The 26,087-nt window shown below is 47.4% G+C and carries 35 protein-coding genes and 1 tRNA gene; 14 read left to right on the forward strand and 22 right to left on the reverse strand.

Going from position 1 to position 26,087, the window contains the following annotated elements; all coding sequences use genetic code 11:
- Positions 1-8: 8 nt before the first annotated feature.
- From ACKRDP_RS03145 to ACKRDP_RS03185, 9 genes are all read right to left on the reverse strand, one after another.
- Positions 9-440 (reverse strand): phosphatidylglycerophosphatase A family protein, encoded by a 432-nt coding sequence (locus ACKRDP_RS03145; RefSeq protein ID WP_409153304.1) that lies wholly within the window; start codon positions 438-440, stop codon positions 9-11.
- Positions 440-997 (reverse strand): Fe-S-containing hydro-lyase, encoded by a 558-nt coding sequence (locus tag ACKRDP_RS03150; protein ID WP_409153305.1) that lies wholly within the window; start codon positions 995-997, stop codon positions 440-442. The genes ACKRDP_RS03145 and ACKRDP_RS03150 overlap by 1 nt, the downstream gene beginning before the upstream one ends.
- A gap of 23 nt (positions 998-1,020) precedes the next feature.
- Positions 1,021-1,872: a flippase-like domain-containing protein gene (locus tag ACKRDP_RS03155; protein ID WP_409153306.1), complete on the reverse strand. Its 852-nt coding sequence runs from the start codon at positions 1,870-1,872 to the stop codon at positions 1,021-1,023.
- Entirely contained in the window at positions 1,869-2,471 is a 603-nt protein-coding gene (locus ACKRDP_RS03160) for an FAD-dependent oxidoreductase (RefSeq protein ID WP_409153307.1), read from the reverse strand. Before ACKRDP_RS03160 ends, ACKRDP_RS03155 begins: the two co-directional genes overlap by 4 nt.
- Before the next feature lie 61 nt (positions 2,472-2,532).
- On the reverse strand, positions 2,533-2,676 hold the full coding sequence (locus ACKRDP_RS03165; protein ID WP_409153308.1) for a hypothetical protein: 144 nt from the start codon (positions 2,674-2,676) through the stop codon (positions 2,533-2,535).
- A 66-nt stretch (positions 2,677-2,742) separates the two neighbouring features.
- Positions 2,743-3,975, reverse strand: coding sequence for an FAD-dependent oxidoreductase (locus ACKRDP_RS03170; RefSeq protein ID WP_409153309.1), 1,233 nt, complete (start codon positions 3,973-3,975; stop codon positions 2,743-2,745).
- Positions 3,968-5,242 (reverse strand): dihydrolipoamide acetyltransferase family protein, encoded by a 1,275-nt coding sequence (locus ACKRDP_RS03175; protein WP_409153310.1) that lies wholly within the window; start codon positions 5,240-5,242, stop codon positions 3,968-3,970. Before ACKRDP_RS03175 ends, ACKRDP_RS03170 begins: the two co-directional genes overlap by 8 nt.
- Positions 5,232-6,209 carry an alpha-ketoacid dehydrogenase subunit beta gene (locus tag ACKRDP_RS03180; protein ID WP_409153311.1) on the reverse strand — a complete coding sequence of 326 codons (978 nt, stop codon included), beginning with the start codon at positions 6,207-6,209 and terminating at the stop codon, positions 5,232-5,234. Before ACKRDP_RS03180 ends, ACKRDP_RS03175 begins: the two co-directional genes overlap by 11 nt.
- Entirely contained in the window at positions 6,196-7,167 is a 972-nt protein-coding gene (locus ACKRDP_RS03185) for a thiamine pyrophosphate-dependent enzyme (RefSeq protein WP_409153312.1), read from the reverse strand. The genes ACKRDP_RS03180 and ACKRDP_RS03185 overlap by 14 nt, the downstream gene beginning before the upstream one ends.
- Positions 7,168-7,184: 17 nt before the next feature.
- On the opposite strand from ACKRDP_RS03185, the gene ACKRDP_RS03190 reads away from it, so the two are divergent.
- From ACKRDP_RS03190 to ACKRDP_RS03200, 3 genes are read left to right on the forward strand one after another with little or no spacing between them, the layout of a single operon-like run.
- The gene (locus ACKRDP_RS03190) at positions 7,185-7,502 is read left to right on the forward strand and encodes a nucleotidyltransferase family protein (RefSeq protein WP_409153313.1); all 318 of its coding nucleotides are present in this window, start codon (positions 7,185-7,187) and stop codon (positions 7,500-7,502) included.
- Entirely contained in the window at positions 7,486-7,854 is a 369-nt protein-coding gene (locus ACKRDP_RS03195) for a nucleotidyltransferase substrate binding protein (RefSeq protein WP_409153314.1), read from the forward strand. The genes ACKRDP_RS03190 and ACKRDP_RS03195 overlap by 17 nt, the downstream gene beginning before the upstream one ends.
- Entirely contained in the window at positions 7,851-8,807 is a 957-nt protein-coding gene (locus tag ACKRDP_RS03200; RefSeq protein WP_409153315.1) for a gluconokinase, read from the forward strand. The genes ACKRDP_RS03195 and ACKRDP_RS03200 overlap by 4 nt, the downstream gene beginning before the upstream one ends.
- Here the strand turns inward: ACKRDP_RS03200 and ACKRDP_RS03205 are convergent.
- From ACKRDP_RS03205 to ACKRDP_RS03235, 7 genes are all read right to left on the reverse strand, one after another.
- On the reverse strand, positions 8,804-9,361 hold the full coding sequence (locus ACKRDP_RS03205; RefSeq protein ID WP_409153316.1) for a tetratricopeptide repeat protein: 558 nt from the start codon (positions 9,359-9,361) through the stop codon (positions 8,804-8,806). The two genes, ACKRDP_RS03200 and ACKRDP_RS03205, sit on opposite strands and share 4 nt — an antisense overlap.
- Complete coding sequence (locus tag ACKRDP_RS03210; protein ID WP_409153317.1) at positions 9,351-9,917, reverse strand: hypothetical protein; 567 nt, start codon at positions 9,915-9,917, stop codon at positions 9,351-9,353. The genes ACKRDP_RS03205 and ACKRDP_RS03210 overlap by 11 nt, the downstream gene beginning before the upstream one ends.
- Entirely contained in the window at positions 9,914-10,096 is a 183-nt protein-coding gene (locus ACKRDP_RS03215) for a hypothetical protein (RefSeq protein WP_409153318.1), read from the reverse strand. The genes ACKRDP_RS03210 and ACKRDP_RS03215 overlap by 4 nt, the downstream gene beginning before the upstream one ends.
- Positions 10,097-10,171: 75 nt before the next feature.
- Positions 10,172-11,821, reverse strand: coding sequence for a cytochrome c oxidase subunit I (locus ACKRDP_RS03220; protein ID WP_409153319.1), 1,650 nt, complete (start codon positions 11,819-11,821; stop codon positions 10,172-10,174).
- An 18-nt stretch (positions 11,822-11,839) separates the two neighbouring features.
- Positions 11,840-12,616, reverse strand: a complete 777-nt coding sequence (gene coxB, locus ACKRDP_RS03225; RefSeq protein WP_409153320.1) for a cytochrome c oxidase subunit II — start codon at positions 12,614-12,616, stop codon at positions 11,840-11,842.
- On the reverse strand, positions 12,613-13,383 hold the full coding sequence (locus ACKRDP_RS03230; protein ID WP_409153321.1) for an SCO family protein: 771 nt from the start codon (positions 13,381-13,383) through the stop codon (positions 12,613-12,615). The genes coxB and ACKRDP_RS03230 overlap by 4 nt, the downstream gene beginning before the upstream one ends.
- Before the next feature lie 3 nt (positions 13,384-13,386).
- Positions 13,387-14,163: a cytochrome c oxidase subunit 3 gene (locus ACKRDP_RS03235; RefSeq protein WP_409153322.1), complete on the reverse strand. Its 777-nt coding sequence runs from the start codon at positions 14,161-14,163 to the stop codon at positions 13,387-13,389.
- A 180-nt stretch (positions 14,164-14,343) separates the two neighbouring features.
- Between ACKRDP_RS03235 and ACKRDP_RS03240 the strand changes: the two genes are divergently transcribed.
- Positions 14,344-15,048 carry a dienelactone hydrolase family protein gene (locus ACKRDP_RS03240; RefSeq protein ID WP_409153323.1) on the forward strand — a complete coding sequence of 235 codons (705 nt, stop codon included), beginning with the start codon at positions 14,344-14,346 and terminating at the stop codon, positions 15,046-15,048.
- Entirely contained in the window at positions 15,045-17,057 is a 2,013-nt protein-coding gene (locus ACKRDP_RS03245; RefSeq protein WP_409153324.1) for a carbon starvation CstA family protein, read from the forward strand. The genes ACKRDP_RS03240 and ACKRDP_RS03245 overlap by 4 nt, the downstream gene beginning before the upstream one ends.
- Positions 17,058-17,078: 21 nt before the next feature.
- Here ACKRDP_RS03245 and ACKRDP_RS03250 read toward each other — a convergent pair whose 3' ends face one another.
- The gene (locus ACKRDP_RS03250; protein ID WP_409153325.1) at positions 17,079-17,285 is read right to left on the reverse strand and encodes a hypothetical protein; all 207 of its coding nucleotides are present in this window, start codon (positions 17,283-17,285) and stop codon (positions 17,079-17,081) included.
- Positions 17,286-17,349: 64 nt separating this feature from the next.
- Between ACKRDP_RS03250 and ACKRDP_RS03255 the strand changes: the two genes are divergently transcribed.
- The 3 genes from ACKRDP_RS03255 (at position 17,350) to ACKRDP_RS03265 (ending at position 20,249) form a co-directional block, all read left to right on the forward strand.
- Positions 17,350-17,439 (forward strand) — tRNA-Ser (locus ACKRDP_RS03255).
- Positions 17,440-17,455: 16 nt separating this feature from the next.
- Positions 17,456-18,577 carry a glutamine-hydrolyzing carbamoyl-phosphate synthase small subunit gene (gene carA / locus ACKRDP_RS03260; protein WP_409153326.1) on the forward strand — a complete coding sequence of 374 codons (1,122 nt, stop codon included), beginning with the start codon at positions 17,456-17,458 and terminating at the stop codon, positions 18,575-18,577.
- Entirely contained in the window at positions 18,564-20,249 is a 1,686-nt protein-coding gene (locus ACKRDP_RS03265) for a peptidoglycan D,D-transpeptidase FtsI family protein (protein WP_409153327.1), read from the forward strand. Before carA ends, ACKRDP_RS03265 begins: the two co-directional genes overlap by 14 nt.
- On the opposite strand, the gene bioD is transcribed toward ACKRDP_RS03265, so the two are convergent.
- Positions 20,199-20,870: a dethiobiotin synthase gene (bioD, locus tag ACKRDP_RS03270; protein ID WP_409153328.1), complete on the reverse strand. Its 672-nt coding sequence runs from the start codon at positions 20,868-20,870 to the stop codon at positions 20,199-20,201. The two genes, ACKRDP_RS03265 and bioD, sit on opposite strands and share 51 nt — an antisense overlap.
- Here bioD and ACKRDP_RS03275 point away from each other — a divergent pair.
- Together ACKRDP_RS03275 and ACKRDP_RS03280 are read left to right on the forward strand one after the other, a co-directional pair.
- On the forward strand, positions 20,869-21,600 hold the full coding sequence (locus tag ACKRDP_RS03275) for an SDR family oxidoreductase (RefSeq protein ID WP_409153329.1): 732 nt from the start codon (positions 20,869-20,871) through the stop codon (positions 21,598-21,600). The genes bioD and ACKRDP_RS03275 overlap by 2 nt on opposite strands.
- Complete coding sequence (locus tag ACKRDP_RS03280) at positions 21,578-22,180, forward strand: 7-cyano-7-deazaguanine synthase (protein WP_409153330.1); 603 nt, start codon at positions 21,578-21,580, stop codon at positions 22,178-22,180. Before ACKRDP_RS03275 ends, ACKRDP_RS03280 begins: the two co-directional genes overlap by 23 nt.
- Here ACKRDP_RS03280 and ACKRDP_RS03285 read toward each other — a convergent pair.
- Genes ACKRDP_RS03285 through ACKRDP_RS03295 form a run of 3 tightly spaced genes read right to left on the reverse strand, consistent with a single transcriptional unit; the run spans position 22,167 to position 23,214 of the window.
- Positions 22,167-22,580 carry a secondary thiamine-phosphate synthase enzyme YjbQ gene (locus ACKRDP_RS03285; RefSeq protein ID WP_409153331.1) on the reverse strand — a complete coding sequence of 138 codons (414 nt, stop codon included), beginning with the start codon at positions 22,578-22,580 and terminating at the stop codon, positions 22,167-22,169. The genes ACKRDP_RS03280 and ACKRDP_RS03285 overlap by 14 nt on opposite strands.
- A complete protein-coding gene (locus ACKRDP_RS03290) occupies positions 22,577-22,801 on the reverse strand; it encodes a DUF465 domain-containing protein (RefSeq protein WP_409153332.1) in 225 nt (74 codons plus the stop codon). The genes ACKRDP_RS03285 and ACKRDP_RS03290 overlap by 4 nt, the downstream gene beginning before the upstream one ends.
- Positions 22,798-23,214: a hypothetical protein gene (locus ACKRDP_RS03295; RefSeq protein ID WP_409153333.1), complete on the reverse strand. Its 417-nt coding sequence runs from the start codon at positions 23,212-23,214 to the stop codon at positions 22,798-22,800. The genes ACKRDP_RS03290 and ACKRDP_RS03295 overlap by 4 nt, the downstream gene beginning before the upstream one ends.
- Before the next feature lie 37 nt (positions 23,215-23,251).
- On the opposite strand from ACKRDP_RS03295, the gene ACKRDP_RS03300 reads away from it, so the two are divergent.
- The 4 genes from ACKRDP_RS03300 to ACKRDP_RS03315 are packed head-to-tail and all read left to right on the forward strand — an operon-like array spanning position 23,252 to position 25,895.
- A complete protein-coding gene (locus ACKRDP_RS03300; protein ID WP_409153334.1) occupies positions 23,252-23,542 on the forward strand; it encodes an ArsR/SmtB family transcription factor in 291 nt (96 codons plus the stop codon).
- Between the two features lies 1 nt (position 23,543).
- Positions 23,544-23,864 (forward strand): thioredoxin, encoded by a 321-nt coding sequence (trxA, locus tag ACKRDP_RS03305; RefSeq protein WP_409153335.1) that lies wholly within the window; start codon positions 23,544-23,546, stop codon positions 23,862-23,864.
- Entirely contained in the window at positions 23,864-24,805 is a 942-nt protein-coding gene (trxB, locus tag ACKRDP_RS03310) for a thioredoxin-disulfide reductase (protein WP_409153444.1), read from the forward strand. The genes trxA and trxB overlap by 1 nt, the downstream gene beginning before the upstream one ends.
- A 16-nt stretch (positions 24,806-24,821) precedes the next feature.
- Positions 24,822-25,895, forward strand: a complete 1,074-nt coding sequence (locus ACKRDP_RS03315; RefSeq protein ID WP_409153336.1) for a flagellar brake protein — start codon at positions 24,822-24,824, stop codon at positions 25,893-25,895.
- Here the strand turns inward: ACKRDP_RS03315 and rpsU are convergent.
- Positions 25,873-26,055, reverse strand: a complete 183-nt coding sequence (rpsU, locus tag ACKRDP_RS03320) for a 30S ribosomal protein S21 (protein ID WP_343203647.1) — start codon at positions 26,053-26,055, stop codon at positions 25,873-25,875. The genes ACKRDP_RS03315 and rpsU overlap by 23 nt on opposite strands.
- Positions 26,056-26,087 lie beyond the last annotated feature (32 nt).

Raw genomic sequence — 26,087 nt, forward strand, 5'->3', positions numbered from 1 at the left:
AAAATATCTTAGCTGAAAAGAAAATAGAGTATGACTGCGTTCATAAGCCCTGCAACTGCGTCGTCTGCCACCACACCATGACCACCAGGCAGTCTTTCAAAGAACTTTATGGGATAGGGTTTTACTATGTCCAGAATTCTGAAAGTAATAAAGCCCACCATGATAGCCTTCAGTGTTGGTTCCACAAGGAGAAAAGAGAGAAAATACCCAACAACCTCATCAATAACCACCTCCTCAGGGTCCTTTTCTCTTGTTAGCTCCACCATATAACTGGCAGACCAGACAGCAACCCAGTAAAGCAGGACACCAAAAATCAGCGTGAGCCACCATTTGTAAACAAGTAAATAAACAAGAGGTATACCCAAGAAGGTCCCAACTGTTCCCGGTGCGTATCTGAACCTTCCAATATAAAAGCCCGTGGCGATTAGTTCCTGCCACATTAGAGGTCTATCCTCGCAAACCTCTTTCTTCCCTCCTCAAACACATCCCCCCCGTATATATCATTGGCAACTATGACGGGAAAATCTTCCACGTAGAGTCTCCTAATCGCTTCTGTGCCAAGGTCTTCGTAAGCGACCACCTCAGAGGACTTTATACACTTTGACAGGAGAACAGCCACACCGCCTACTGCAGCAAAGTAAACTGCCCTGTATTTTTTCAGAAGCTCCCTTACCTGAGGAGACCTGTAGCCTTTACCTATCATACCCTTAAGACCCAGCTTGAGAAGGTCCTCCACATACCTGTCCATCCTTATGGAGGTGGTGGGACCTGCAGAGCCTATAACTTGCCCGGGCCTGGGAGGCGTTGGACCCACATAGTATATAACCTGACCTCTTACATCAATGGGTAGAGGTTCACCCTTCTGAAGGGCTTCCACCATCCTTTTATGAGCTGCATCCCTTGCAGTGTAGATGTAGCCCGTGATTAAAACCTTATCCCCTGCCCTTAGTTCTTCAATGACTTCATCGGTCAGTGGCGTCTGGACCTTTTTTTCCATAAGAAGATTATAAGGCAGTTTTTCTAAGTCCTGTGCCTGCTGAGTAGCAGGGCAGATGGAACTCCCCAGATGAAAGAAGACAGGAGAAGAAAGCTGTGGAATATGAAGCCCAGCTTCAGCCATTCTTTGAGGCTCTCTCCCAGAAACTTGAGGGGAAGACCAAAGGCGAGCTCATAGGTGCCAAAGCCCATAAAGCTATGAACTGGAAGCACAGAACTGAGCTCTCCACCCAGGAAGGCAAGAAAGCTTCTGTAAAGGTCTGTGTTCTCCACAGGCAGAAGCACAAGAAGGCTTGCAAACTTCAGACTGTGAGATAAGGAGGACAGAAGGAGTAAAAGCAGAGAAAGTCTAAGAGTTGCTTCTTTTTTCATAAATTCCTTCAGTTCTCCCAGCTTTCCAGTAGAAGGCAGGAAAAAATAGAACCTGTAGAGGGTCAGTCCGAGCAGAAGGAGAAGGACAGAGGGAATTATGGCATAGCCGAGGGCTGGGGACAGACTGAGAAAAAAGAGAAAGAGAAGACTTATGAGGTCATAGAGCCTTCCCACAAGGAAAGACCAGAGGGAAGCACCCAGACCTACACCGAGCCTTCTTGCATAGTAAAACCAGCTCAGTTCACCCGTCCTTGCAGGCAGAAGGTTGTTAAAAAGTATGTTGGCAGAGTTAATGAGAAAGCTCTGGTAAAGGTTCAGGTTTTTCAAAAGGAGTCTCCACCGTAGGGACCTCACCAGCTGGCTCAGACTGTATAAAAAAAAGGCAAGCAGAAGGCTCATAAAATCCACATTTTTCAGGCTTGAGAGAATCTCCCCAGCTGGGACAAAGTAAAAAAGGAGAGAAAGGAAAAGAAGGGTAAGGGCAAAAGGGATGAATTTTTTCAAGTCACCTCTGGCACGTCGTGTATTACTATCCTCTTGCCCGCAAACCTTGAAAGTATTTCAACGGCAACCTCCACACCTGAGCCTGCACAGGAAGTGAAGTGAGAAGAGAGGCCTGCAAGAGTCCCGGCAACGAAGAGGTTTCTATCAACCTCATAGTCCTTATGTTTTATCATCACTCTGCCTGGCTTGGGAGACTTTGGGTTTTCAAGGAGCTCTATTTCCAGACCTTTTATGCTGAAGGAATGAAAACCTCCAGCGAGCACCACATAGCCTGAAAGAAAGGTCCTGCCAGACCTGCTCTCAACCTCAAAGGCTTCCCCCCTTCTTTCAACTCTTATCACTTCTTCCTGAATAAAATCCACGCCGCCCCATTCTTCTATCTGCCTTCTTATCTTCTTTAACAGCTCTGTGCCTGCAATGTGGTCTATACCGGGCACATTCTTGAGGAAAGCCTTTCTGAGGTCTGAGCCCTCTGTGTCAAAGAGAAGATATCTTCTGCCCTCTGCCCACTGCCAGCCCCGTCCCCTTGCAGATGCAAGGGTCAGAGCACAGGCAAGTCCACTGGCTCCTCCACCCACTATGATAACATCATAATTCATAAGAACACTATTATACAATAAAAGCGGCTACTCCCTCCCAGAATACTCCTTGAAGCTCTCTTCACTTGCTTGCAAGCGCTTCTCTCTTTTCTTCCTTCTTCTCAAAGTCTGAGGGTTTTACGCTTTTGAGAGCCTCTTTTATCTTCTTTTTTTCCTCTGCCATAGCCCTTATTTTCTCAAGCTCTTCCTTGCTGAAACAGCACATGGTAGCACCTCCTTACTCTTGATGCTTTTATTCTATGTCCCTTTCACGAAGCAGTTATGCCTTAAATCATAAAAGCCTGAGAAAAGGAGTCTCTCCAAGCGTGGGATGAGGGAGGCAGAGCCTTGAGAGCATATCAAGGTTAAGCTCGGAAAAGAGGCTTACTGTAAGCACAGACGCAAGCTCGCCTGCATCCCTTGAAAAAACCTCCCCTCCGAGGAAAAAACCCTTTCTGTCAAAGTAGAGGAATGCCATTCCTTCTTCCGTATGGTATATGCTACCCACTGCAAAGGCTCTGAGGCTTACGCTCTTTTCTGTAAATTCTAAATTTTTCTCCTCAAGCTCTCTTCTTGTAAAGCCAACCTTTGCGTATGACAGGGGTTGCGTGTAGAGAACATAGGGGATTTTGTAAGGAGGTGTGTAAAAGCCCTTACCTTTTGTGAGCCTGAGTGCCACTGAAATTGACTGGAGCCGGCTGGCATGGGCAAGCTCAGCAATACCGTTTATGTCTCCAACCGCATAGTGGTCTTTCAGTGTAGTTTCGTAGTTTCTGTCCACGAGCACATGCCCTCTCTCATCCCTTGGAAGGTCAACCTTTATACATTCTGAGTTTGGCACCCTCTTCATAAGCCAGTATGTGCCCTCATGGGCTGCTTCAGAAAGGGGCTTGAGGGCTATGTGGAGGTCTTTCAGCATCTTCAGAAGCCTGCTCTTTATGGAAGGGTGTATGAAATCAAGACTTTTCTCATCAAAGTAGGCCTCAAGGGATACACCCATGAGGGCATACATGCAGGCAAACTCAAGAAGCAGTGGGTCATCGCCTGCCAGCCTTATGCTCTGTGGAAGCTCTTCAAGCTCCAGAAGCTCATCACCGCTGGGCTTTTGAGGATAGGATTTGCCCGTGTTTATGATTATGTTTTTCCCGCTGATTCTCCTCCCCTCCACCTCTATCACATTTGGCTCTACAAGCTCTCCGTATCCATATATGAAGTCCACGCCCTTCAGGAGCTTTTCAATCTGGTCTCTAAGTGTTTTCGTGAGCTTTTGCTTTTTCTCTTTGAGGGTTTTCAGATTGAGGCACAGCTCCTTTGCCGAAATAAGGGGTGAGTTTTTGAGGTCAGAAAGTTTTCTTGCTTCAAAGAGGTAAAGCTTTGTGGGTATACATCCTTCATGAAGACAAACGCCACCAAGATGGGCGGGGTCCTTTTCCACCACTGCCACCTTCATACCTGCGCTCCTCAAAAGCTCCGCCCCCACATAGGCAAGTCCACCCCCGAGCACCACCACATCATAGTCAAACACTCTGCACCCCCTTCTTTAGCATCTTTACGTAATTTCTGTCAAGGACCTTCTCCTTCAGGTGTTTTACAAAAAGTGCTGCATGAAAGCCGTTGACCACCCTGTGGTCAAAAGTGAAAGTTATGTGGGCTTTGCCGTCGCTTTCCTGCATGCCCACAGCCATAATGCATACCTGACCGAAGGGAATGACCGCATCAAAGGCTCTTACGCCAAACATGCCAAGGTTTGATATGGTAAGGGTTGCTCCCTTCATTTCTTCAAGACTCAGCCTTCCCTCTTCTGCCTTTTTTCTGAGCTCTCTTACCTCCTGAGCTATGTCTCTGAGGCTCTTTCTGTTCACCTCCTTTACCACAGGGTTGTAGAGTTCATCCCCCACAGCCATGGCAACACCCACATGAGAGCCAGGGTATACAAGATAGTGGTCTTCCCTGAATACAGCCCTGAGCCTGTCAAAAAACTGCATGGCATCGCCCACGATTTTTATGAGCCAGTGGGTCAGGGTTATCTCCTTATCCCATGGAATGGCAGACAGGTCAAAAACCTCGTATATGTGATAGTGGGGAAACAGAAAGCTCTTTGAGAGGTTGGATATGAGGCTCTTCTGGACGGAAGATATAGAAACCTTTCTTGGAATTCCTTTCCTTTCCACATAGGCAAGCAGAAGGTCTTCGTCAATCTTTCTTTCGGGAAACTCTCTAAGAAGCTCGTCGGTGCTGAGGTCGTATTCTTTTAAAAGCTCAAGGGCCTTTGGAGTAAAGTATCTTTCCCTTTCAAATTCCTCCACATCTCTTGCATGGGCTGGAGATGGCAGTCTGCCCTCCCTCTGAAGCTCATGTAGCTCCACTCCCTTTTCCTTTGCAAGAAGTCTTGCGTAGGGTGAAGCAAAACCGGGAGGTAGTTCAACCCTTTCCTCCTTTTTTGGAGGTGGGGGAGGGGGCGCCTTCTCTTCCTTCTTTTCCGGGATTGTCCTTCTCTCTTCAACTCTGGGCTTCTCTTCCACAGGGGTCGGTCTCTTTAACACTTCAACCTTTTCCCCAAGCTCCATTATGGCTATGGACTTTCCCACATGAACCTCTTCCCCTTCTCCTGCAAGTATCCTCTTTATGAATCCCTTTTTAAAGCTCTGAAGTTCCATAACCGCCTTTTCAGCCTCTATCTCTGCTATCACCTCACCCTTTTCCACATAATCCCCCTCCTTCTTCAACCATCGGACTATCTTGCCCTTTTCCATGGTGTCTGAAAACTGAGGCATGAGAATTTCATAATCCATGGCTTCTGCTCCAGCTCAGTATCTGTGAGTATATCTTTTCTGGTGTGGGTATTGCCATTAGCTCCAGTTTCCTGTTGTAGGGTATGGGAACTTCCTCTCCTGCAATCCTGAGAGGCGGTGCGTCAAGAAGGTAGAAGAGTTCCTCGCAGACTCTTGCAGAAACCTCTGTCCCAAGTCCCAGCGTCTTTGGTGCCTCGTATACCACCACAAGCCTGTGTGTCTTTTTTACAGACTGGTATATGGTCTCAAAATCTATGGGTCTGAGAGAGGTAAGGTCTATAACTTCACAGGATATGCCGTCCCTTTCCTGAAGCCATTCACAGGCTTTGAGAACATCGTGTAGCATCTTGAGATAAGACACGACCGTTATATGACTTCCCTCTCTCAGAACCCTTGCCCTGAAGGGGTCAAAGCCCTGCACGTAATCAAAAGGAAAGTCCATGCCATAAAGGAGGGTATGCTCAAGGAAGATAACAGGGTCATCAAGCCTTATGGCATGAAGAAGCCCATGGTAGGCACTTACGGAGTCTGAAGCACAGAAGACATAAAGACCGGGCACGCTGGCGAAGAAGTGTTCAAGGCTCTGAGAATGCTGTGCAGCGAGCTGTTTTGCCACCCCCTGAGGCATGCGCACCACAAGTGGAAGAAAGAGCTTGCCCCCGCTCATGTAGCGAAGTTTTGCCATCTGGTTCACAAACTGCTCCATAGCGAGCATGGAAAAGTTTACGGTCATTATCTCCGCCACCGGACGAAGTCCCATAAGAGCCATCCCTATGGCTGTTCCCACTATGGAGTTTTCTGCTATTGGTGTATCTATAACCCTCTTCTCTCCGTATTTCACATAAAGACCGTCAGTCACCTTGTAGTTTCCACCATAGAAGCCCACATCCTCCCCGAGGACAACAACCCTCCCATCGTGTTCCATGGCATGGTCAAGGGCAAGGTTCAGGGCATCACGGTATAACATCGGAACACACCCCGCAGTAAAGGTCCGTGTAGAGCTCCTCTTCGGAAGGCTCTGGAGAGTTCAGGGCAAACTCCACAGACTCTTCCACCACCGCTTCCACCTTCTGGTCTATGAGCCTTAATTGCTCTTCTGTGAGCCAGCCCTCTCTGAGAGACCTTTTAACAAGAAGGTCTATGGGGTCTTTCTTCCTGAACATCTCCAGCTCTCTTGGAGACCTGTAGTCCCCCTTGTCTGCCATGGAGTGCCCTTCAAAGCGGTAAGTGTGTGCTTCAATAAAGTAAGGCTTTCCGTATTCTTCTATGTATCCCTTTGCCCTTACAACCGCCTCATAGACCGCAAACACATCCATGCCGTCCACCACCTCCGTGGGCATGTAGTCCCTTGCCTTAAGGTAAAGGTCCTTCAGAGCCGAAGACCTGCTTACATGAGTTCCTATAGCGTAGTAGTTGTTCTCACACAGGAAAAGAACGGGCACTTCCCAGAGTGAGGCCATGTTTATTGACTCAAAGAAGGTGCCGTTGTTGGTGGCACCGTCCCCGAAGATACATAGAACTCCTGCCTTTTCTCCCATGAGCTTTCTGGCATAGGCTGCACCCACCGCATGGGGAAGGTGCGCTGCCACTATGGCATTTCCACCATAAAAGTCCAGCTTCGGCTCGTAAAGGTGCATGGACCCTCCCTTACCCTTTGAAACGCCCGTTGCCTTTCCAAAGAGCTCCGCCATTATGAGCCTTGGGTCTACGCCCCTTGCCAGAGCCAGCACATGCTCCCTGTAGGGACAGAAGAGGTCTCCCTTTCCAAAGCCCACCACAGCCCCCACATGCACCGCCTCTTCGCCTATGGCAAGATGCAGAAAACCTGAGATGTTACCCTTGAGGTATTCTTCCTTGCACCTTATCTCAAATTCCCTCCCCAACTTCATAAGGTAATAGAACTTCTCTGCCAGAGTCTGGCTCATGGGTAAAATTATAAGAGATGAAGCTGGAAGAATATTCCGTAGAAAAGCTAAGGGAGGAACTGCTGAGAGCTCTTTCAAAACATCTTGACCTTTCCAGATACAGGGTTTTCTTCTTTGGCTCAAGGGTACAGGGAAAAGGTGGTAGGGGCTCCGATGTGGATGTGGGCATAGAGGGTCCGCCCATTGACCCATTAAAATGGTCAAATATACAGGAAGAAATAGAAAACCTGCCAACGCTATACAGGATAGACCTTGTGGATTTTAACACAGTCTCACAGGATTTCAGAAAAGAAGCTCTGAAACACATAGAGGTAATTCATGAGCCAGAGACTTGAGCAGTTCAGAAAAGCCCTACAGAGGCTTGAAGAGGTCCTCAGCCTTCAGGAAGAAAATGAAATTTTCAGAGATTCTGCCATCCAGAGGTTTGAGTTCACCTTTGACCTTGCATGGAAGTCTTTGAAAGACTACATACTGGAAGCTCACGGGCTTGAGTGTAACTCTCCAAAGAGCTGTTTTAGACTTGCCTTCTCTTTGGGTCTCATAGACCACGACGAATACTGGCTAAAGATATGTGACTTCAGAAACCTCACATCTCACACCTACAATGAAGAGCTTGCAGAAAAGATATACAGGGAGCTTCCAGAGGTGCTAAAATACTTTAAAAAGCTCTATAGGATAATTTCATGATAGAGGAGCTTGCAAGGGAGCTCGGGGCCCAGGTGCTTCAGACGCACACCAGCTGGGTCCTACTTCTTGAAGATGTGGTCTACAAAATAAAAAAACCCGTGAATTTCGGCTTTCTGGACTACTCCACGCTGGAGAAAAGGCTTGAAAACTGCAAAAGGGAGGTGGAGTTAAACAGAAGGCTCTGCCAGTGGGTGTATCTGGGGGTTGTTCCCATAAGCCTGAAGGACGGAAGGTATGCTCTTGAAGACCCATCGGAGCCTGTTGAGTATGCAGTCAAGATGAGAAGGATTCCGGAAGATAGCCTGCTCAGAAACAGGCTGTTAGAAGTTTCAGAGGAGGACATGAGAAAGCTCGCAAGGCACATAGCAGAGTTTCATCTGAGGGCTGAAAGAAAGGACGAGTTTGGAAAGCTTGAGGTTATGAAGTTCAACACGGATGAAAACTTTGCCCAGACGGAAAAATACGTGGGAATAACCATTGACAGGGAAGACTATGAGTTTATAAAGGAAAAGACAGAAGGTTTTTACAGAAAATACGCAAAGCTTTTTGAAAAGCGCGTTAAGAATGGACGCATCAGGGACGGACACGGAGACATAAGGCTTGAGCATGTGGCTTTTCTTCCAGAGGGTATATGCGTCTTTGACTGCATTGAGTTCAACGATCGCTTCAGATGTGGGGACATGCTTAATGATATGTGTTTTCTCTCCATGGAGCTGGAGCTTCATAGCAGAAGAGACCTTTCAGAGGCCTATGAAGAAGAATACAGAAAAATTACTGAGGATGAAGAGTTTGACCTATTTCTGCCCTTTTTCAAGTGCTACAGAGCCTATGTGAGGGGAAAGGTGAACAGCTTTCTCCTAGATGACCCCCATTATGAGAAAAAAGAAGAAGCCAGAGTTCTTGCACAGAAGCTCTTCAAACTTAGCAGAGCATACGCAGAGAATATAACTTAGTCAAGCCACCTAAGGGTGAGCTCAAAGCCCTCTCTATCCTTTGGCTTTTTCTTTATCTTTGGCTTTTTGGGGCCCTTGCCTTTTCCAGGCTCATCCCAGTCGTAGTAGGCTATAACTATTTCGTTTCTTGGGTCAAGGGCTCTTGCTCTTTCAAAGTAAACCACAGCATCCTCATCCCTGTCCATGTATAGAAGGGTTATGCCTATGGTTGCGTTAACCCTTGCCTGCCAGCCCCTGTCTGGCGAATATCTGAGAGCAACCACAAGCCTGTCGTAGGCTCTGCTGTAATATCCGCACATACCCTCTGCAACGCCCAGCCAGTAGAGGGCTTCAAAGTTGTTGGGGTTCTTGTCAAGAGCCTTTTCAAATTCGTGAATAGCCTTTCTGCAGTTGCCCTTTCGGAGGTGTTTTTTTCCATTTTCTAATGCCTTTTCCGATGCAACCACGAGACCCGGTGGTCTTGCAGGGGGTGCCGTATCTCCAACGACGACGGTAGTCTTTTCTGCACAGGCAAACACAGAAAGGGTCAGTAAAGTAAATATCTTAAGCTTCATAGGTATCATTATACTTTATATCCTTCTTTAATTCCTCAACCTTTTTCCAACCACCAGAGTCCTTAAGGTAGAAATCCTCCACTCTTTTGAAGTTCAGCCTTCTCAGCCTTTTATACTCCTGAAAGCTCTCAAGAAAGCTCTCTAAGTGTTCCCTTGAATCAAAGTAAAGCAGGTCTCTTCCTTCTCTTGCAACGGCGTAGTCATCTTCGGCTTTTACAAAACCTCCGCACACGGGGCATCTCGTCCCCCTTGGAGGTGGGGGTGGGGGCTTTATTCTGAACTCCCTTTTTTCCATAAAGGCATAGAAGGCTATGGCAAGAACCACAGAAAAAACAAAAGCATCTACCGCAAAAGACGCCATTGGAGACAGGAAGCTTCCCAGATAGCCAAATATGGAAACAAGTATGCCACCAACCGTTATACCCGCAGTGAGGAATATGTGCTTGAGGGCCACACCCTTAAAGATAAAGACAAGGACCATTCCAAAGCTGAACATCTCCAAGAGCCTTGCAACCACTATGAGAATATGACCAAGGGTAACTGCATCAAGGTTCATTTTGTTGGGTCTTTATCGTGCCTTATGTAGGGCACGTTCTTTATGTTTTTTAGCCTGTTTATGAAGTGTTCCCTGTTTTTCTCAGAGAAAATCATGCCAAGAAGCCCGGTGAGGAAACCTCCAAGGACTATAAGACCGACTATGATGCCCGTCAGCTTTTTTTTCTGTTCCTGCGTCATATAATAATACCTCCAGATAAAGAATAAAAAGAGCTCCCCAAGATGGGGAGCCAAGTTAAAAGGTGCACCACCACTTTAAATATGCGTGTGGTATCCCTTGTAGTAGGCGTAGGGGTGCCAGTCATCAGGAACTTCTACTGGTAACTTCTTGAAGTTATTTGGACCAACAGGTGTTGTCGTCATACTCCACTCAAGGGATGGAGAACCCCAGGGATTGTCGGGAGCCTTTGGACCCTTCAGGCTCTTGAACCAGTTTATGAAAGAAATCAGTATTCCCACAGACATTATGAGGGCTCCAACGGTCTGTATCTGCATGAGCTGAACCCACTCTGGGATGGGTGGATAGTCTGGATACCTTCTTGGCATACCCTCAGCCATTCCCATGTACATCTGGAAGAAGAACATTATGTTGGCTCCAATAAGCATGAGCCAGAAGCTGAGTTTTCCAAGCCCTTCTGAGAACATCCTTCCAGTTACTTTGGGATACCAGTAGTATATTCCGCTGAAGGCTCCAAAGGTGAGAGCCATACCGAGCACGTAGTGGAAGTGTCCTACGATGAAAAGAGAGTCAGATATACCAAGGTCTATGGAGACCATGGCGTTGGGTATACCGGTGAGACCGCCTATAAGGAACATGAGGATTCCACCAAAGGTAAAGAGCATGGCAGTGTTATACCTTATGGCTGCCCTGTGCAGTGTCGCCACCCAGTTGAATATCTTTATACCCGTGGGAACAGCAACAAAGAGGGTTGTGTAAGAGAATAGAACCCTGAGCCAGTCTGGCACGCCGGAGACAAACATGTGATGAACCCAGGTTTCAAATCCCACAAAGGCTATGGCGTATATGGCAAGTGCCATGGATATGTAACCAAATATAGGCTTTCTGGACATGGTGGAAATCACTTCGGAGAATACACCGAAGGCTGGAAGTATCATCACGTAGACAACAGGGTGAGAGTAGAACCACAGAAGGTGCTGATACAGAAGTGGGTCGCCACCAAGCATGGGGTTGTAGAAGTTGGTTCCAAGATACTTATCGGTAAAGAGAAGTATGACGCTTCCCATCAGAGATGGAACACCAAAGAGCTGTATGAGGCTTGCAGCCATTATGGCATGAACAAAGAGGTTGAGCTTTGTCCAGCCAATGCCCTTTGCCCTCATGCTCACTATGGTGGTTATCATGTTAACAGAGCCAGCAGTGGAGGATACACTGTAGAGAAGGACTATGAGAACGTAGAGAGATGTTGGTCCTGCATTATCGTTCATAGAATAGGGTGCGTAACCCGTCCAGAGCATCTTAATCCAGTTGCCTGGTATGAGTGTAAGAAGCACCAGAAGGCTTGCACCAAAAAAGGACCAGTAGCTGAAGGCGTTAAGCCTTGGAAAAGCCACATCTCTCGCCCCTATCATGAGAGGAACCAGAAAGTTGGCAAAACCACCAGTCCATACAGTGACCGCCCACCATAGAAGCATTACAGCACCGTGTCCTGTAAGGACATAGTTGTAGAGGTCTGCACCCTCCTGCCCAAACATACCCGGAAGCTGGATACCAGGGGCGCTCTGTTCAAACCTGATAATCAGGCCGAAAAGACCGGCTACCACAAAGAATACAAGTGCTGTAATGAAGTAGAGCATGCCCACCTTCTTGTGGTCGGTGGTAAATATCCACTCCTTCAGAGTGGCACCATACCATGTTCCTGAGGGTGGTAAGTGCGCTACCGCCATGGTATACCTCCTTTATATTTATTGCTGAACCGGCTGAGCCGGCTGTTCTGCAGGAGCTGGTTGCTGGGCATCCCCACCAAGCCACTTGTTGAACTCATCCTCGGGAACAACCTTCAGAACGCTCGCCATCCTTGAGTGCCATGTGCCACAGTATTCCCTGCAGAAGACCCAGTATTCTCCGGGCTTGTTGAACTGGAACCAAAGCTTGGTAATCCTTCCAGGGACACAGTCCTCTGTAACCCTTGCCTCGTGGACGAAGAAGGAATGTATCACATCCCTTGAAGTGCAGTAGACCTTTATGGGCTTGCCAGCGGGAATATAAGCCTTTGCAGAGTCATCAACCTTATCAGGCATGAGGTAGATGTTCTTTTCAGGGTCTGCTACCTGATTGAAGAAGGTATAGACCTTCTTCCCGTTGGGATACTCAAACTCCCAGCCCCACATAAAGGCAGTGACCTTTATCTCCAGAGAGCCCTCTGGCGCCTTCCTCTGCTTGACAAAGTTGGCAAAGGAGTAAGTTCCAAGGAAGAGGACTATTATGGTGGGTATGACAGTCCAGACTATTTCTATGGCTGTGTTACCTTCAATATGAGCACCCTCCTCGTTCTCCTTGGGTCTGTAACGGTATTTGACCATGAAGTAGATGGAGGGCACTGCCACTACGATGTAAATTGCCACAGCCACCCAGAACCATACGGTTACAGAGTTTTCCCAGAAGGCCCTGGGGTAGGCGAATATTTCCTCTTTTGCCATGGCAGTTCCTGCCAGTAAGAGCAGGAGCAGAAGGTTTCTCATGTCTTAACCTCCTTTTTCTTTCTTACTATGGCATGAAGCAGGGTAAGGCTTGCAAGCATTGCCCCACCAAAGGCGAAGATTATGGCTGGGTTCAGTCCATACTTTCCTGTGTTTGGGTCATACCTGTAGCACACCATATAAGCCACATCCACTATGGTGTTTCTTGTTATCCTGAAGGTCTCTGCCTCCGCAAGAGCTATGCGGAAGTCTCTCTCCCTTGGAGATATGCCATAGAGGTATCTTACTATCTTTCCATCGGGGGCTATGAAGATAACCACGTTTGGGTGGACAAACACTCTGTCCTGACGGGAGTAGAAAAACCTGTAGCCAAGAGACTGTGTGAGCTTCTGAATCTGGTCTTCAGGCATTATGCCGAAGGTCCATTTTGGATTGCTGACGCCGAGCTGAGCCTTGAACTTTTTTATGTCTTCAAGAGTGTCCTCCTTGTCAAAGGAGAGAACAAGAAGGTTCGCATCCTTCCCGAGGTTTCCCGTTGCCTCAAGGGCAGACTTGACTATCAGTGGACATGCAGAATCACAGGTAAAGTAGGCGAGTATGAGTGCGGTGGGCTTACCCCTTATGAGTTCATAAAGTCTCTGTCTTTTCCCGTCCTCTCTGATGAACTCCACGTCTGCAACTCTGTTTCCCAGATACTTCTCTTCTTCTATCTGCATTATGGTGGCGTCAAACATGCTCGGGGTATTTTTTGGCTGTGGTGTGCCAAAGGCAAATACCCAGAACAGGAAAAGGAGGACCAAACCCTTCATGGCTCAGAACTTACCAAAGGAACCCACTATGTAAGCGGTTCCTGCCACAAGAAGCCATGCCAGGTCCACAAAGTGCCAGTAATAGCTTGCCGCTCTTGCAGGAGTTTTCTTGTTGAGAGCCTTTCCGCTGTTTATGAGAAGCACCAGCTGCATACCAAGCCCCACAAGAACGTGAGAGGCGTGAACACCGGTGAGCATGTAAAACCCAGTCCCATACATGTTGGCACTTATGGTAAAGCCCTTGCTCCACAGGTGAAGCCACTCCCAGCCGTGAATCAGAAGAAACAGAGTTCCAAGGACCATGGTGGCAAGAAGCCACAGCCTGTAGCCTCCAAGGTCTCCCTGCTCAATGCTGTGCTCTGCCTTCCATATGGTAAAGCTGGAGGTCCAGAGAATTAAAGTGAGCAGTGCAACAAGGGCGAGGTTCATACCACCCTCTGGAATCCATTCCCTCACCCATACATCCGCATGGGCTGCCCTTGCCATCCAGAAGCCAGCAAAGATGGTACCAAAAATCACTACTTCTGCAAAGACGAACCATACAATACCCTGAAAACCCAGCCCCTCATCATGCCCCTTTGAAAAATACTCATTCGCCCACCCAGCTATGCCTATTGCCAGAAGGGCAAGACCCACTCCGCCGGTGACAACCGCAAGAAGAGCAAGCTTCCAGGTGAAGTAGGCTATGGCAGCAAGAGCCAGAAAAAAACTAGACAAACCTACGGGCAGAGCCCATACGCTGGTCTCGTGGTGCGCCACATGGGTTCCCTCGTGCGCCATCTTTCACCTCCTTGTGATTTTTACTAATGATATAAATCATTTTTAGTCCTTTGTCAAGTGTTATCAATTAATAATATTTCAAGATAGTGAGATTTTAAGATTTATAAATCTGTAATTAAACACTTGCATCAAAAAGGAACATGCCCTAAAATTTTCAAAAAAGTCCAAAGGAGGTGTATCATGGGAAGACTCATATCTTTCAAAAAGGATGGAGTGGAGGTTTCAGGTTATCTCTCTGAGCCAGAGTTCGGGAAAGGACCCATGGTCTTTGTGTTCCACGAGTGGTGGGGGCTTGTGGAACACATAAAGGATGTTTGCGACCGCTACGCAAAGGAAGGATTTTATGCTTTTGGTATTGACCTCTACAGGGGCAAAACAGCCAGCGACCCAGATAATGCTGGAAAGCTCATGCAGGACCTTTTCCAGAACAGGCTTTCAGAAGCTGAGGCTATGGTAGGGGCATCTATAGCGCACTTTAAAGAGCAGGACATGGGTTATGTGCCTAGGATTGGTGAGTTTATGCTAGGGGCTACTGGCTTCTGTTGTGGAGGAACTTGCACATGGTATTTTGGTGCAAAGTTTGCAGGGGACTTCAAGGCGCTTGTTCCTTATTATGGACTTTATTCTATCGTCCCCATAGACTTTTCAGGGATAAGGGCTCCAGTGCTGGCGGTTCATGCAGGCATGGACTCTTTCATCCCCCTTTCAGAGGTGACGAAGGCCATAGAAGAATGCAACAAAAACAAGATTGACGCCCAGTTTTTAGTATACGCCGGCGTGGACCATGCCTTCTTCAACAACACAAGGCCTGAGGTTTACCACGAAGAATACGCCAACGATGTGTGGGAAAAGACCATAGCCTTCTTCAACAAGCACCTTAAATGACATGGAAGGATAGGCTCATTCTCTTTGCGGTTTCTATAATTGGTGCCATCGCCTTTGCGGTGCTTGCCCTTTCAAGGGACGAGCCTGTGGGGGCTGTATGGCTTCTTATAGCAACCCTCTGCATATACTTTATAGGCTACAGGTTTTACTCATACTATATAGCTTACAGAGCCTTTCAGATTGACGACAACAACCCCACACCAGCCCACAGGTTCTACAATGGGCTTGACTATGTGCCAACCAACAGGTGGGTGCTTTTTGGACACCATTTTGCCTCTATCTCCGGCGCAGGTCCTCTGGTGGGTCCAGTTCTTGCCGCACAGATGGGGTATCTTCCGGGGACTCTTTGGATACTCCTTGGAGCAGTTCTTGCTGGAACTGTTCAGGATATGGTGGTCCTTACCATATCCATGCGTAAAGGAGGCAGAAGTCTTGGACAGATAGCAAGAGAGGAGCTGGGTAGGGTAGGAGGTTTCATAACCCTTCTGGTCATATACAGCATACTCATAATCCTTCTTGCGGTGCTTGGTCTTGTTGTTATAAAGGCGCTGGCAGAAAGCCCATGGGCAACTTTTTCCGTCTTTATGACCGTCCCCATAGCCATGCTAATGGGTGTATACATGTGGCACATAAGACCGGGTGCAGTTCTTCACTCCTTTATATTTGGTGTTTTTGCCCTTCTTCTGAGCCTGTATGTGGGAAGGCTGGTGGCACAGCACGAAGCCCTCGGGAAGCTCTTTACCCTCTCTGAATCTCAGCTCGCCATAGCTCTGATGGTTTACGGCTTTTTTGCGTCCGTTCTTCCTGTGTGGCTCCTGCTCGCACCCAGAGATTATCTGAGCACCTTCCTCAAGCTGGGCACCATAATCCTCATAGCCATTGCGGTTGCTATGGTTAACCCTGATATTAAGATGCCTGCCTTTACCCAGTATGCCTTTACCGGTTACGGTCCCGTGTGGAAGGGAGACCTCTTTCCCTTTCTCTTCATAACCATAGCCTGCGGTGCGGTATCTGGTTTTCATGCCCTTATATCCTCGGGCACCTCTCCAAAGCTACTTGACAAAGAAAGCCATGTGAGGCTTGTGGGCTACGGAGGTATGCTGGGAGAGTCCTTCGTAGCGGTTATGGCGCTTATTGCGGCAGTATCCATGGACCCTGGTCTTTACTTTGCCATAAACAGCCCAGCTTCAGAGATAGGGAAAACAGTTCAGGAGGCAGCGCAGAAGATATCCAGCTGGGGCTTTTACATTACACCCGAATATCTGGAAAATATAGCCAGAAAAATAGAAGAGCCCACCATACTCTCAAGAACTGGCGGTGCACCAGCCCTTGCCATAGGTATGGCTCTTATATTTGCAAAAATCACCGGTGAAGCACTCCTTGCCTTTTGGTATCACTTTGCCATACTTTTTGAAGCAGTCTTTATACTGACCACCATAGACACGGGGACAAGGGTGGGAAGGTATATCCTCCAGGACCTTCTTTCAGGCATATGGCAGGTCTTTAAGGACTACAGAAATATCTGGGTCAACATGCTCACAAGCGGTATAACAGTGGCAGGGTGGGGATACTTTCTCTACGTGGGCGTAATTGACCCCTATGGAGGCATAAAGACTCTCTGGCCACTCTTTGGCATCTCCAACCAGCTTCTGGCAACTACAGCCCTCGTGGTTGCAACGGTTTATATTGTCAACAGCGGAAGGCTGAAGTATGCATGGATTACAGGCATACCTGCCCTTTTCCTTGCGGTAAACACCATAACAGCGGGTCTTATGAGGGTCTTTCATCCTGATAAGGCAATAGGATTTCTGGCTCAGGCGGCCTTCTTAAAGCAGGCAGTCCTGACTGGTAAACTACCTGCCACCCTACCCAGCGTGGAGATAGCCCAGAGGGTGATATTTAACAACTATGTGAACGCCTTTATGGGAACGCTTTATGTATCTCTTGTGCTGTGTGTGATAGGGATAGCTCTATACCGTATGTTCATGGCTGTAAGAAAGGCAGATTAATCTTCTTTCTTCTGAGGCACTTCAAAAAAATCTATACAGGAGCTGTCTTATTTCCCTTATTTCTTGCTTTAAATCCCTTATTTCCTCCTCCACCCTGTCAAAGCGCCGGTTTGTATCTTCTCTGAGGTCCTCTATCCTCTTATTGAAAAGTCCGGCCACCAGCCCAAGCACCACTACATGGGCAGTTATTATGCTAACTATTATGGTCAGGGCCGTTTGCCATTCCATGGCATTTAAATATAGCCTTTTGAAGTTGTATTGCATATACTTTACTGTTATACTATTTTCTGCAGGAGAGGTGGCCGAGAGGCCGAAGGCGGCTCCCTGCTAAGGAGTTGTAGGGTTAACAGCCCTACCGCGGGTTCGAATCCCGCCCTCTCCGTGTTAAGATAAAAGACATGAAAAGAGCCATACTCGCCCTTGAAGACGGGAGCTACTTTGTGGGCTATTCCTTCGGTGCGGAGGGAGAAGCATCAGGAGAGGTCGTCTTTAACACTTCCATGACAGGCTATCAGGAGATAATCACCGACCCATCCTACAGGGGTCAGATTGTGGTGATGACTTACACCCAGATGGGCAACTACGGCGTAAACTATGAGGATGTGGAGTCCTCAAGGGTTCAGGCAAATGGGCTTGTCATAAAAGAGCTTTCACCTATTTACAGCAGCTGGAGGGCAAAAAAGAGCCTGCACGAATACCTTGCAGAGAACGGGGTTGTGGGTATATGGGGTATTGACACGAGAGCTCTGGTCAAAAGGATAAGAGAAAGAGGAGCCCTCAGGGGAGTTATCTCTACCCAGGAAGAAGACCCGAAGAGGCTTATAGAAAAGGCAAGGGACTTGCCCGATATATCAGAGATAAACCTGGTTGAGGAAGTGGCGACCAGAGAGGTCTACTACTGGAAGGAAGGAGACTGGGACCTGAGAAGAGGCTACCTATACAGGGATAACCATAGACCTCTGATAATGGTCGTGGATTATGGTGTAAAGAGAAACATACTCAGGAGGCTCACACAGGAGGGTGCGGTGGTCCTTGTGGTCCCTCCCTATGATGTGGAAAAGAGAATTCAGGAAATTAATCCTGACGCAATCTTTCTCTCTAACGGACCAGGAGACCCCCAGAGGGTGGTGGAAGGCATAAGGCTGGTGAGAAAATACATGGAAAAACTGCCCATAATGGGCATATGTCTGGGACATCAGATAATGGGTCTTGCTCTAGGTGGAAAGACCTACAAGCTGAAGTTCGGACATCATGGCGGCAACCATCCAGTAAAAGACCTCAGAGACGGGCATATAGAGATAACCGCACAGAACCATAACTTTGCCGTTGACCCGGATACTCTCAGAGATGTGGAAATAACCCACATAAACCTTCTTGACGAAACCCTCGAGGGCTTCAGGCACATGCACCTTCCTATGTTCTGCGTTCAGTATCATCCAGAGGCCTCACCTGGTCCTCACGATTCTAAGGGTATATTCAGGGAATTTGTAGAGCTCGCCATGAGCCATGCAAAACCTTAAAGGCAGCAATGCCAAGATATCTCTGGTATCCTTTCTCATATTTCTGGGCTTTGCCCTTATAACTTTAAGGTTTGCCTACATACAGCTGATAGGAAAAGAAAGCTACGTGGACAAGGTTGTGGAAAGGTTTCCCAAAGCTTCAGTGGTCAGACTTTCCACACCGAGGGGTTCCATAAAGGACAGAAGGGGAAATGACCTTGCCATAAGCATCCCCACAGTTTCCATTTACGCCTTTCCACATCTTGTGCAGAACAGGGATGAACTGGTCCGGAGGCTCTCAGCATTACCAGAAATAAGAGAAAAGGAGCTTACTGAAAAGCTCAATTCAGACAGAAAGTTCGTCTGGCTGGTAAGGCACTTAGACAAGGTCTATATGCCCTACCTCAGAGCAGTTATAAGGGATACTGAAAACGGGAAAGCGGTAGGATTACAGGAAGAGTATAAAAGATTCTATCCTCATGGCAACTTAGCCAGCAATCTCCTTGGCTTTGTAGGAAAGGATGGAGAGGGTCTTGAGGGTCTTGAATACATTTTTGACAGGGACCTTAAGGGTAAGGAGATTAAGGGAGTTTTTTATCTTGGAAGGCTGGCGGTCAGCCCTCTGTCTGAAGATATGAACTCTAAAGATGTGCAGCTTACCATAGACCTTGGTGTGCAGACCATACTGGAAGACATAAGGGACAAAATAGTCAAGCAGTGGAGCCCTGACAGGGTGGGCATACTGCTTATGGATGCCAGGACGGGTGAAATACTTGGCATGGCAAACTACCCAACCTTTGACCCCAATCATTATCAGAGGTTCCCACCATCACACAGAAGGAACTTTGTAGTAACAGACCTTTTTGAACCCGGCTCTGTGATGAAGCCCTTCTTTATAGGTCAGGCCCTACAGAAGGGCTATGTAAAGCCAGGCATATGGATAGACACAGAAGGTGGCAGGACAGAGGTTTTTGGCAGATATGTGAAGGATGTAAAGCCCTCAGGAAGGCTGACACTTGAGCAGGTGCTCGTAAAGTCTTCAAATGTGGGCACCATAAAGGTAGCCAGATACCTTTCAAAAAGGGATGTGGAGGAGATACTGGAAAAAATACACATGACGGACAGGTTCAATCTTCTTCCTGGGGAAGTAAAGCCAAGACTTCCAAACTTCAGCTACCCCGCAAATATACTTTACGCCAGCATAGGTCAGGGTCTTGCTTCAAACCTCCTAAATCTCTGTGTCAGCTTCAATGCCCTTGCCACAAACAGGATAGTAAAGCCAAGGATATTGCTGGATGAAAAAACTCAGGTTCTGAGGGAGAACATATACACACCGCAGGTGTTTGGCTGGCTGCAGACAAACCTCACAAAGGTGGTTGAAGAGGGAACTGCAACAAGGGCAAGGTCAGATTACTTTACCATAGCAGGCAAGACTGGCACATCCCAGAAGTTTGACTTCAGCACTGGAAGATACTCAAGAGAAGAACTGGTAACCTACTTTGTAGGCTATTTTCCTGCGAGCGATCCGAGGTTTATAGCCGGCATAATGGTGGACAGACCCAGGGGTCCAGACCCATATGGAGGAACTGTGGCTGCACCTCACTTCAAAGAGCTTGTGGAGCGAGTGGCTTTTTACTACCGTTTAGAACCCGACAAGCTCAGCAAGCAGCTTTCTCTTCTCAGCAGGCAGTAAAAGCCCCTCAACCCTCGGAACTTTTATAACCCTTACACCTGTAAGCTCTTCCACAATAAAGGGGTTTGTTCTCTCAGAAACATCTCTGCCCTCAAAACCATTCATTACTATGGCTATGGGCTCAACATCCATGGCTTTCATATAAAACCAGCTCAGAAAGCTGTGGTTTATGGTCCCAAGACCTGCCCTTGCAACCAGTATGGTCTTTAATCCCCAGTCTCTGGCAAGTTTTGCATAGTCATAATTCCCCTTTACGGGCACAGCCACACCTCCTGCCCCCTCTACCACAAGAAACTCATATTTGTCAAGAAGCTCTTCAAAATGGACCCTGAGAGCCTCCAGTGAAAAATCCTTTCCCTCTTCCAGTATACCTGCATAGGGCGAAAGAGGGAGGCTGAAACTCACAGGAACAACCTCCTCTACAGGCTGACCTGTTAGAGAGGCAAGCAGTCCACCGTCTGCAGGAAAGTCTTTAACATCCGTCTCAACTGGCTTGAGATAGCCTGCTCTTACTCCTCTTTCCCTGAGAGCATAGAGGAGGTTGTAGCTTATGAAGGTTTTGCCCACACCCGTATCTGTGGCGGTTATAAGAACAGCTCTCACCTTTATAATTATAGCCATGAAGAGAGCCATAATAACAGGCATAAGAAGGATTGGCCACGAGGTAGCAAAAAGCTTGCTCCAGGAAGGCTGGAGTGTGGGGCTCGTCTATAAAAGTTCTGAGTATGTCTACAGAAAACTTAAAGAGGCTTATGGTGATAGAGTTTACGGAGTTAGGGCAGACCTGAGTCTGTGGGAAGATTGCATAAGGGCAACAGAAAAGCTCCTTGAGCTTTTAAGCGGCGTGGACGCCTTCCTTCATCTCTCAAGTCCCTATGAACCCACACCCCTGAAAGACCTGAGGGAAGAAGATATATACCACCATTTCAGACCCATAGCTCAGGCTTTTGTAGTGATGAGCAGGGAGCTGTTTCCTGCCATGATGAAAAACCCCGGCAGCGTAAGGGGTAGAATAGTTGCCTTCGGCGACTGGGCCACAAATACCACTCCTTACAGAAACTATTCAGCCTACTTTCTTGCCAAGGGTGCACTGCACACCGCAGTAAAGGTGCTCGCAAAAGAGTTTGCACCCCATGTGCTGGTAAACGCCATAGCTCTGGGTCCCACCGTGAAACCTCCAGACTTCTCCGAAGAAAAGTGGCAGGAATACATAAACAAAACTCCCCTCAAAAGGGAAGTTTCTGTGAAAGACGTGGTCAGGCTCACCCATTACCTGCTTGAGGTGGAGAGTATGACGGGGGAGATAATTAACCTTGACAGCGGGAGGCATGTGGCAGGTGAATGTTCATAGGATAGTGGTTCTTTTCAGCGGTGGGGTGGAGAGCACATGCCTGCTTTACATGTATCTCAGAGAAGGCTGGCTTGTTTACCCAGTCTATGTAAAGGCAGGCTATCCATGGGAAGCCCTTGAGCTTGAAAATGGGAGAAATCTATGGCTTTATACAATGAAAGTGCACAGAAATCTTATGCCTCTCAGGGTCGTATCCATGATAAATCCAGAAAAGGTTAACAGAAGAGAACATAACAGAAATCTATTCATACCCCTGAGAAACATGAGTCTGGTGTCTATGGCAGGCAACTACGCATTACTGAAGGGTATAAGGCATGTGGCAATAGGCAGTCTGGGCATTTATCCTTTCCCCGACAACAACGCAGATTATATGAAAAAGCTACAGTCTCTGATGAACATAGAGCTCCTGACCCCCTTCATGGGGATGGAAAAGCATGAGGTGCTTAAAAGATTTTCAGAGGGTGTCCCTCTTGAGAGGACACTGTCGTGCATTAGACCAAAGAAGCTCATGGGCAAAATAGTCAGTTGCGGAAAATGTGAAAAGTGCAGGGAAAGACAGGAGGCCTTCACGTACCTATAACTTTGACCACTACCCTCTTTTTCCTCTGTCCGTCAAACTCTGCATAAAATATCTCCTGCCATGGTCCCAGGTCAAGCCTGCCATTGGTGACGGGCAGGACAACCTGAAGGTGTGTAAGAAGGTTTTTCAGATGTGCGTCCCCGTTGTCTTCGCCGGTTCTGTGATGTTCGTAGTCTTCTCTGTAGGGTGCAAGCCTTTCAAGCCATTCCCATATATCCTGATGAAGGCCCTCCTCATCATCCTGAACTATGACAGAGGCAGTTAGGTGCATGGAAGAAACAAGACATAGCCCTTCCCTTATTCCAGACTCTTCCACTATCCTCTTTACATCCTCCGTTATTCTCACCAGCTCCCTTCTGTTTTTTGTGTTGAAAGAAAGATATACCGTGTGGCTTTTCATGCGTAGCTTTTCATGAAATCGTTAATCATCCGCTCCATCATATCTCTGTGGTAGAGCCTCTCCCTCTTTAGCCTCTCTATTTCCATCTCCAGCTCATGGGTCATTGGGTGGTGCTTTTCCAGCTTGTCCACCTGTGCATCCAGCTCATGGTGTTTTTCGTAATGGTATCTGAATTCTTTGTTTTCCTGAAGAAGCTTCTGGATTACCTCCTCTCTGCTCATTTCAGGTCCTCCTCTTTTGGTCTTACTAATATTAAACCACAAAGGCTTACTAAAAAACCTACAGACAGAACTACCAATGAGGCAAAGGCAATAAAAACAAGTAGTGCAAAGGCAAAAGGAACAAGGCAGAGCACATACAGCCAGAAGTATCTTCTGGTAGCAGTGTAGCTCCAGTATGGGTCCTGAAGGGTCTCTACGGGAAAGAGCCTTTTCCTGAGAAGGAGTGCTGGAGGTAGTGAAATCAGGCCCACTGCCAGGACAAAGATTGTAAAAAAGCTGACAAGGTTTTCATGCAGAGGCACCCTGAAATAGGGATAGAGCGGAAGGCAGGCAAAATACAGTACCACAAGAGAAAACACAAAGGCATAGTGAAGATGCCTTGACCTCTTTCTGTAAGTGTATACCTTTTCCATATTCCTATGATAGAATATAAGCATATGAGGTGAAAATATGCAAGCTGAGGTTTTGAGTGAGGAAAGGTTAGAAGAGTGGGCAGAATTTTTAAAGGCTCTGGCTCATCCTATCAGGCTCAAGATAATCTCCGTGCTGATTGAAGGCAGGCAGTGTGTGAAAAACCTGAGTGACCTCCTTCACACCTCACAGCCCAATGTTTCTCAGCATCTGAGCATACTCAGGAACAGGGGTATTGTGGGGTGTAAAAGGGATGGGTCCATAGTGTGCTACTACATCAAGGATGAAAGGGTGGTGAAAATCTACGAAATACTGAGCAAGGAGGTGTAAGATGGCAGTTATAGTGCTCACTGAGAGCAACTGGCAGACAGAGGTCATAAACTCTGACAGGCCAGTTGTGGTAGATTTCTGGGCTCCCTGGTGTGGACCGTGCAGAATAATAGCACCCATAGTGGAAGAACTGGCGATGGAAATGGGCGATAAGGTCAAGTTTGGAAAGCTGAACACGGACGAAAACCCAAACATAGCCATGAGATATGGCATAAGGGCCATACCCACCATAATGCTCTTCAAGAACGGTGATGTGGTGGATACACGTATTGGAGTTCAGCCAAAGGAGGCCCTGAGGCAGATGATTAACAGCCACCTGTGATGGTGGAACTTTCTGAAGACATACTTTACGACTGCATAATAGTAGGAGGTGGTCCCGCAGGGCTCACGGCGGGGCTTTACTGTGCAAGGGCAAAAATGAACACCCTTCTCTTTGAGAAGGGGACTCTGGGAGGGCAGATAGCCATAACAGACCTGGTGGAGAACTATCCAGGCTTTCCTGAGGGCATAAGTGGAAAGGAGCTCACTAAGAGGTTTAAGGACCAGGCAGAGAGGTTTGGACTCCACATACTGAGGAAAGAAGTCTCAAAGATAGAGAGAGCTGGCAGAGAGATATTTCTTCACCTCAGGACAGGTGAACTTGTAAGGAGCAAGACGGTCATACTTGCTGTGGGTTCAAACCCGAGAAGGCTGGGAGTTCCTGGAGAGGAAGAGTTTTTGAACAGGGGTGTTTCCTACTGTGCCACCTGCGATGGTGCCCTTTTTGAAGGGGTGCCTATAGCGGTTGTTGGTGGGGGAGATTCAGCAACACAGGAAAGCCTGTTCCTCACGAGGTTTGCCAGCAGAGTGTATCTGGTGCACAGAAGGGACCAGCTGAGGGCTCAGAAGCATCTTCAGGAAAAGGTATTTTCCAACCCCAAAATAACCTTTGTTCCCAATAAGGTGGTGGAAGAGATAAAGGGCGGTGATTTTGTGGAAAAACTGCTTCTGAGGGACACAAAAGACAACAGCCTTTCAGAACTACCGGTTGAAGGCCTTTTTATATTTATAGGTCTTGAACCAAACACGGGCTTTCTTAAGGGAAGCCTTGAACTTGACGATAAAGGATACATAATCACCGACGAGAGGATGAGGACTTCGATGGAGGGTGTGTTTGCTGCCGGTGATTGTAGAAGCGGTGCTACCGGCCAGGTAGCTGTAGCAGTTGGAGAGGGGTGCATAGCGGCCATTGAAGCAGAAAGATACATAGAGGATAAATTTTAGATAATAAGGTGCTGACATGGAATATCAGGGAGGGTTTGAAACCTTCAGGGAAGCCACCAGATACATGTTCAGAGCCCCAAGCCTTTTTGATGTGCTTTTTGTGCTTATGGGCCTGTCCCTTGCAGTGGGGTTTCTTATAGTCTTTCCCTATCTCTGGTCAAGATACAGGGCAAGAATGGACCTCAGGAAAGAGTTTTTTAACATGGGAAAATCCATGGGGCTTGATGGAGAAGAAATCCTCCTTCTGTGGAAATGTGCAAACATAACCAGAGAACCCGTCAAGATAATGCAGACAAAGGCAGTTTTTGAAAGGTGTATTTCAAAACTTGTAAAGGAAGACTCATCAAAAATAGAGATGGTTGCCCAGATAAGGAGAAAACTCAGGTTTGATAGCCTTCCATGGTTCCTTCCTCTTAATAGCACAAAGGATATAGACCTTTATCAGACCGGGTTTATAACTTACGAAGGCCATGCTTACAGTTCTGCCGTATGGGAAAAAAACGAGCTTGAACTTCACATAGCTATGCTTGATGGACCTGCAGGACCAATACAGCCCGGGGGGAAGGTTAAGTTTTCCTTCCTGAGGGAGGGTGATGGCAGATACTATTTTCAAGGCGACATACTGAGAACATACAGGGATGGAACAAAGCTGGTTCTTGTGCTACCTCATACAGACCAGCTATCAAAAATTCAGCTCAGAGAGAGCCTCCGCTGGAGGGTGAGAATACCAGCAAGGATACACATATACAGAAACAACTCTCTGTTATCACTTGAGGAGCCTGAAGATACGATAGAAGGCACCATAGAAGACCTGAGCGTTCAGGGTGTAAGGGTGTGCCTGTCAGGTTTTGTGGAGGTAAAGGGTGGAGAAAAGGTTTACCTGAACTTTGAACTCAAATCCTACCCAATAAGGACCCTTGGAACCGTGAAAAATGTCAGAGGTGGAGTGGACAGAACATGTCTGGGTATAAAGTTTGAAAATCTGAGTAAGACGGATGAAGATTACATAAGGAAGTTCATAATAGAAGAGCAGAGGGAACTTCTCAGAACCTATAAGATGGGAGAGCCTAAAGAAGGCTCCTCTTCTTAAGAGCCTTGATTATTCTCTTTCTTGCCTGTCTTTCCTTCCTCTTTTTCTTCTCGCTGGGTTTTTCGTAAAACTGTCTTCTTTTCACCTCTGTGAGTATGCCTTCCTTCTCCACTATCCTTTTGAACCTCTTAAAAGCCTTCTCAAAGGGTTCGTTTTCCATAACCTGAACTATAGCCAAGCCTTTTCACCTCC

The sequence above is a fragment of the Pampinifervens navoyensis genome (assembly GCF_046159715.1).
Classification (GTDB): Bacteria; Aquificota; Aquificia; order Aquificales; family Aquificaceae; genus Pampinifervens.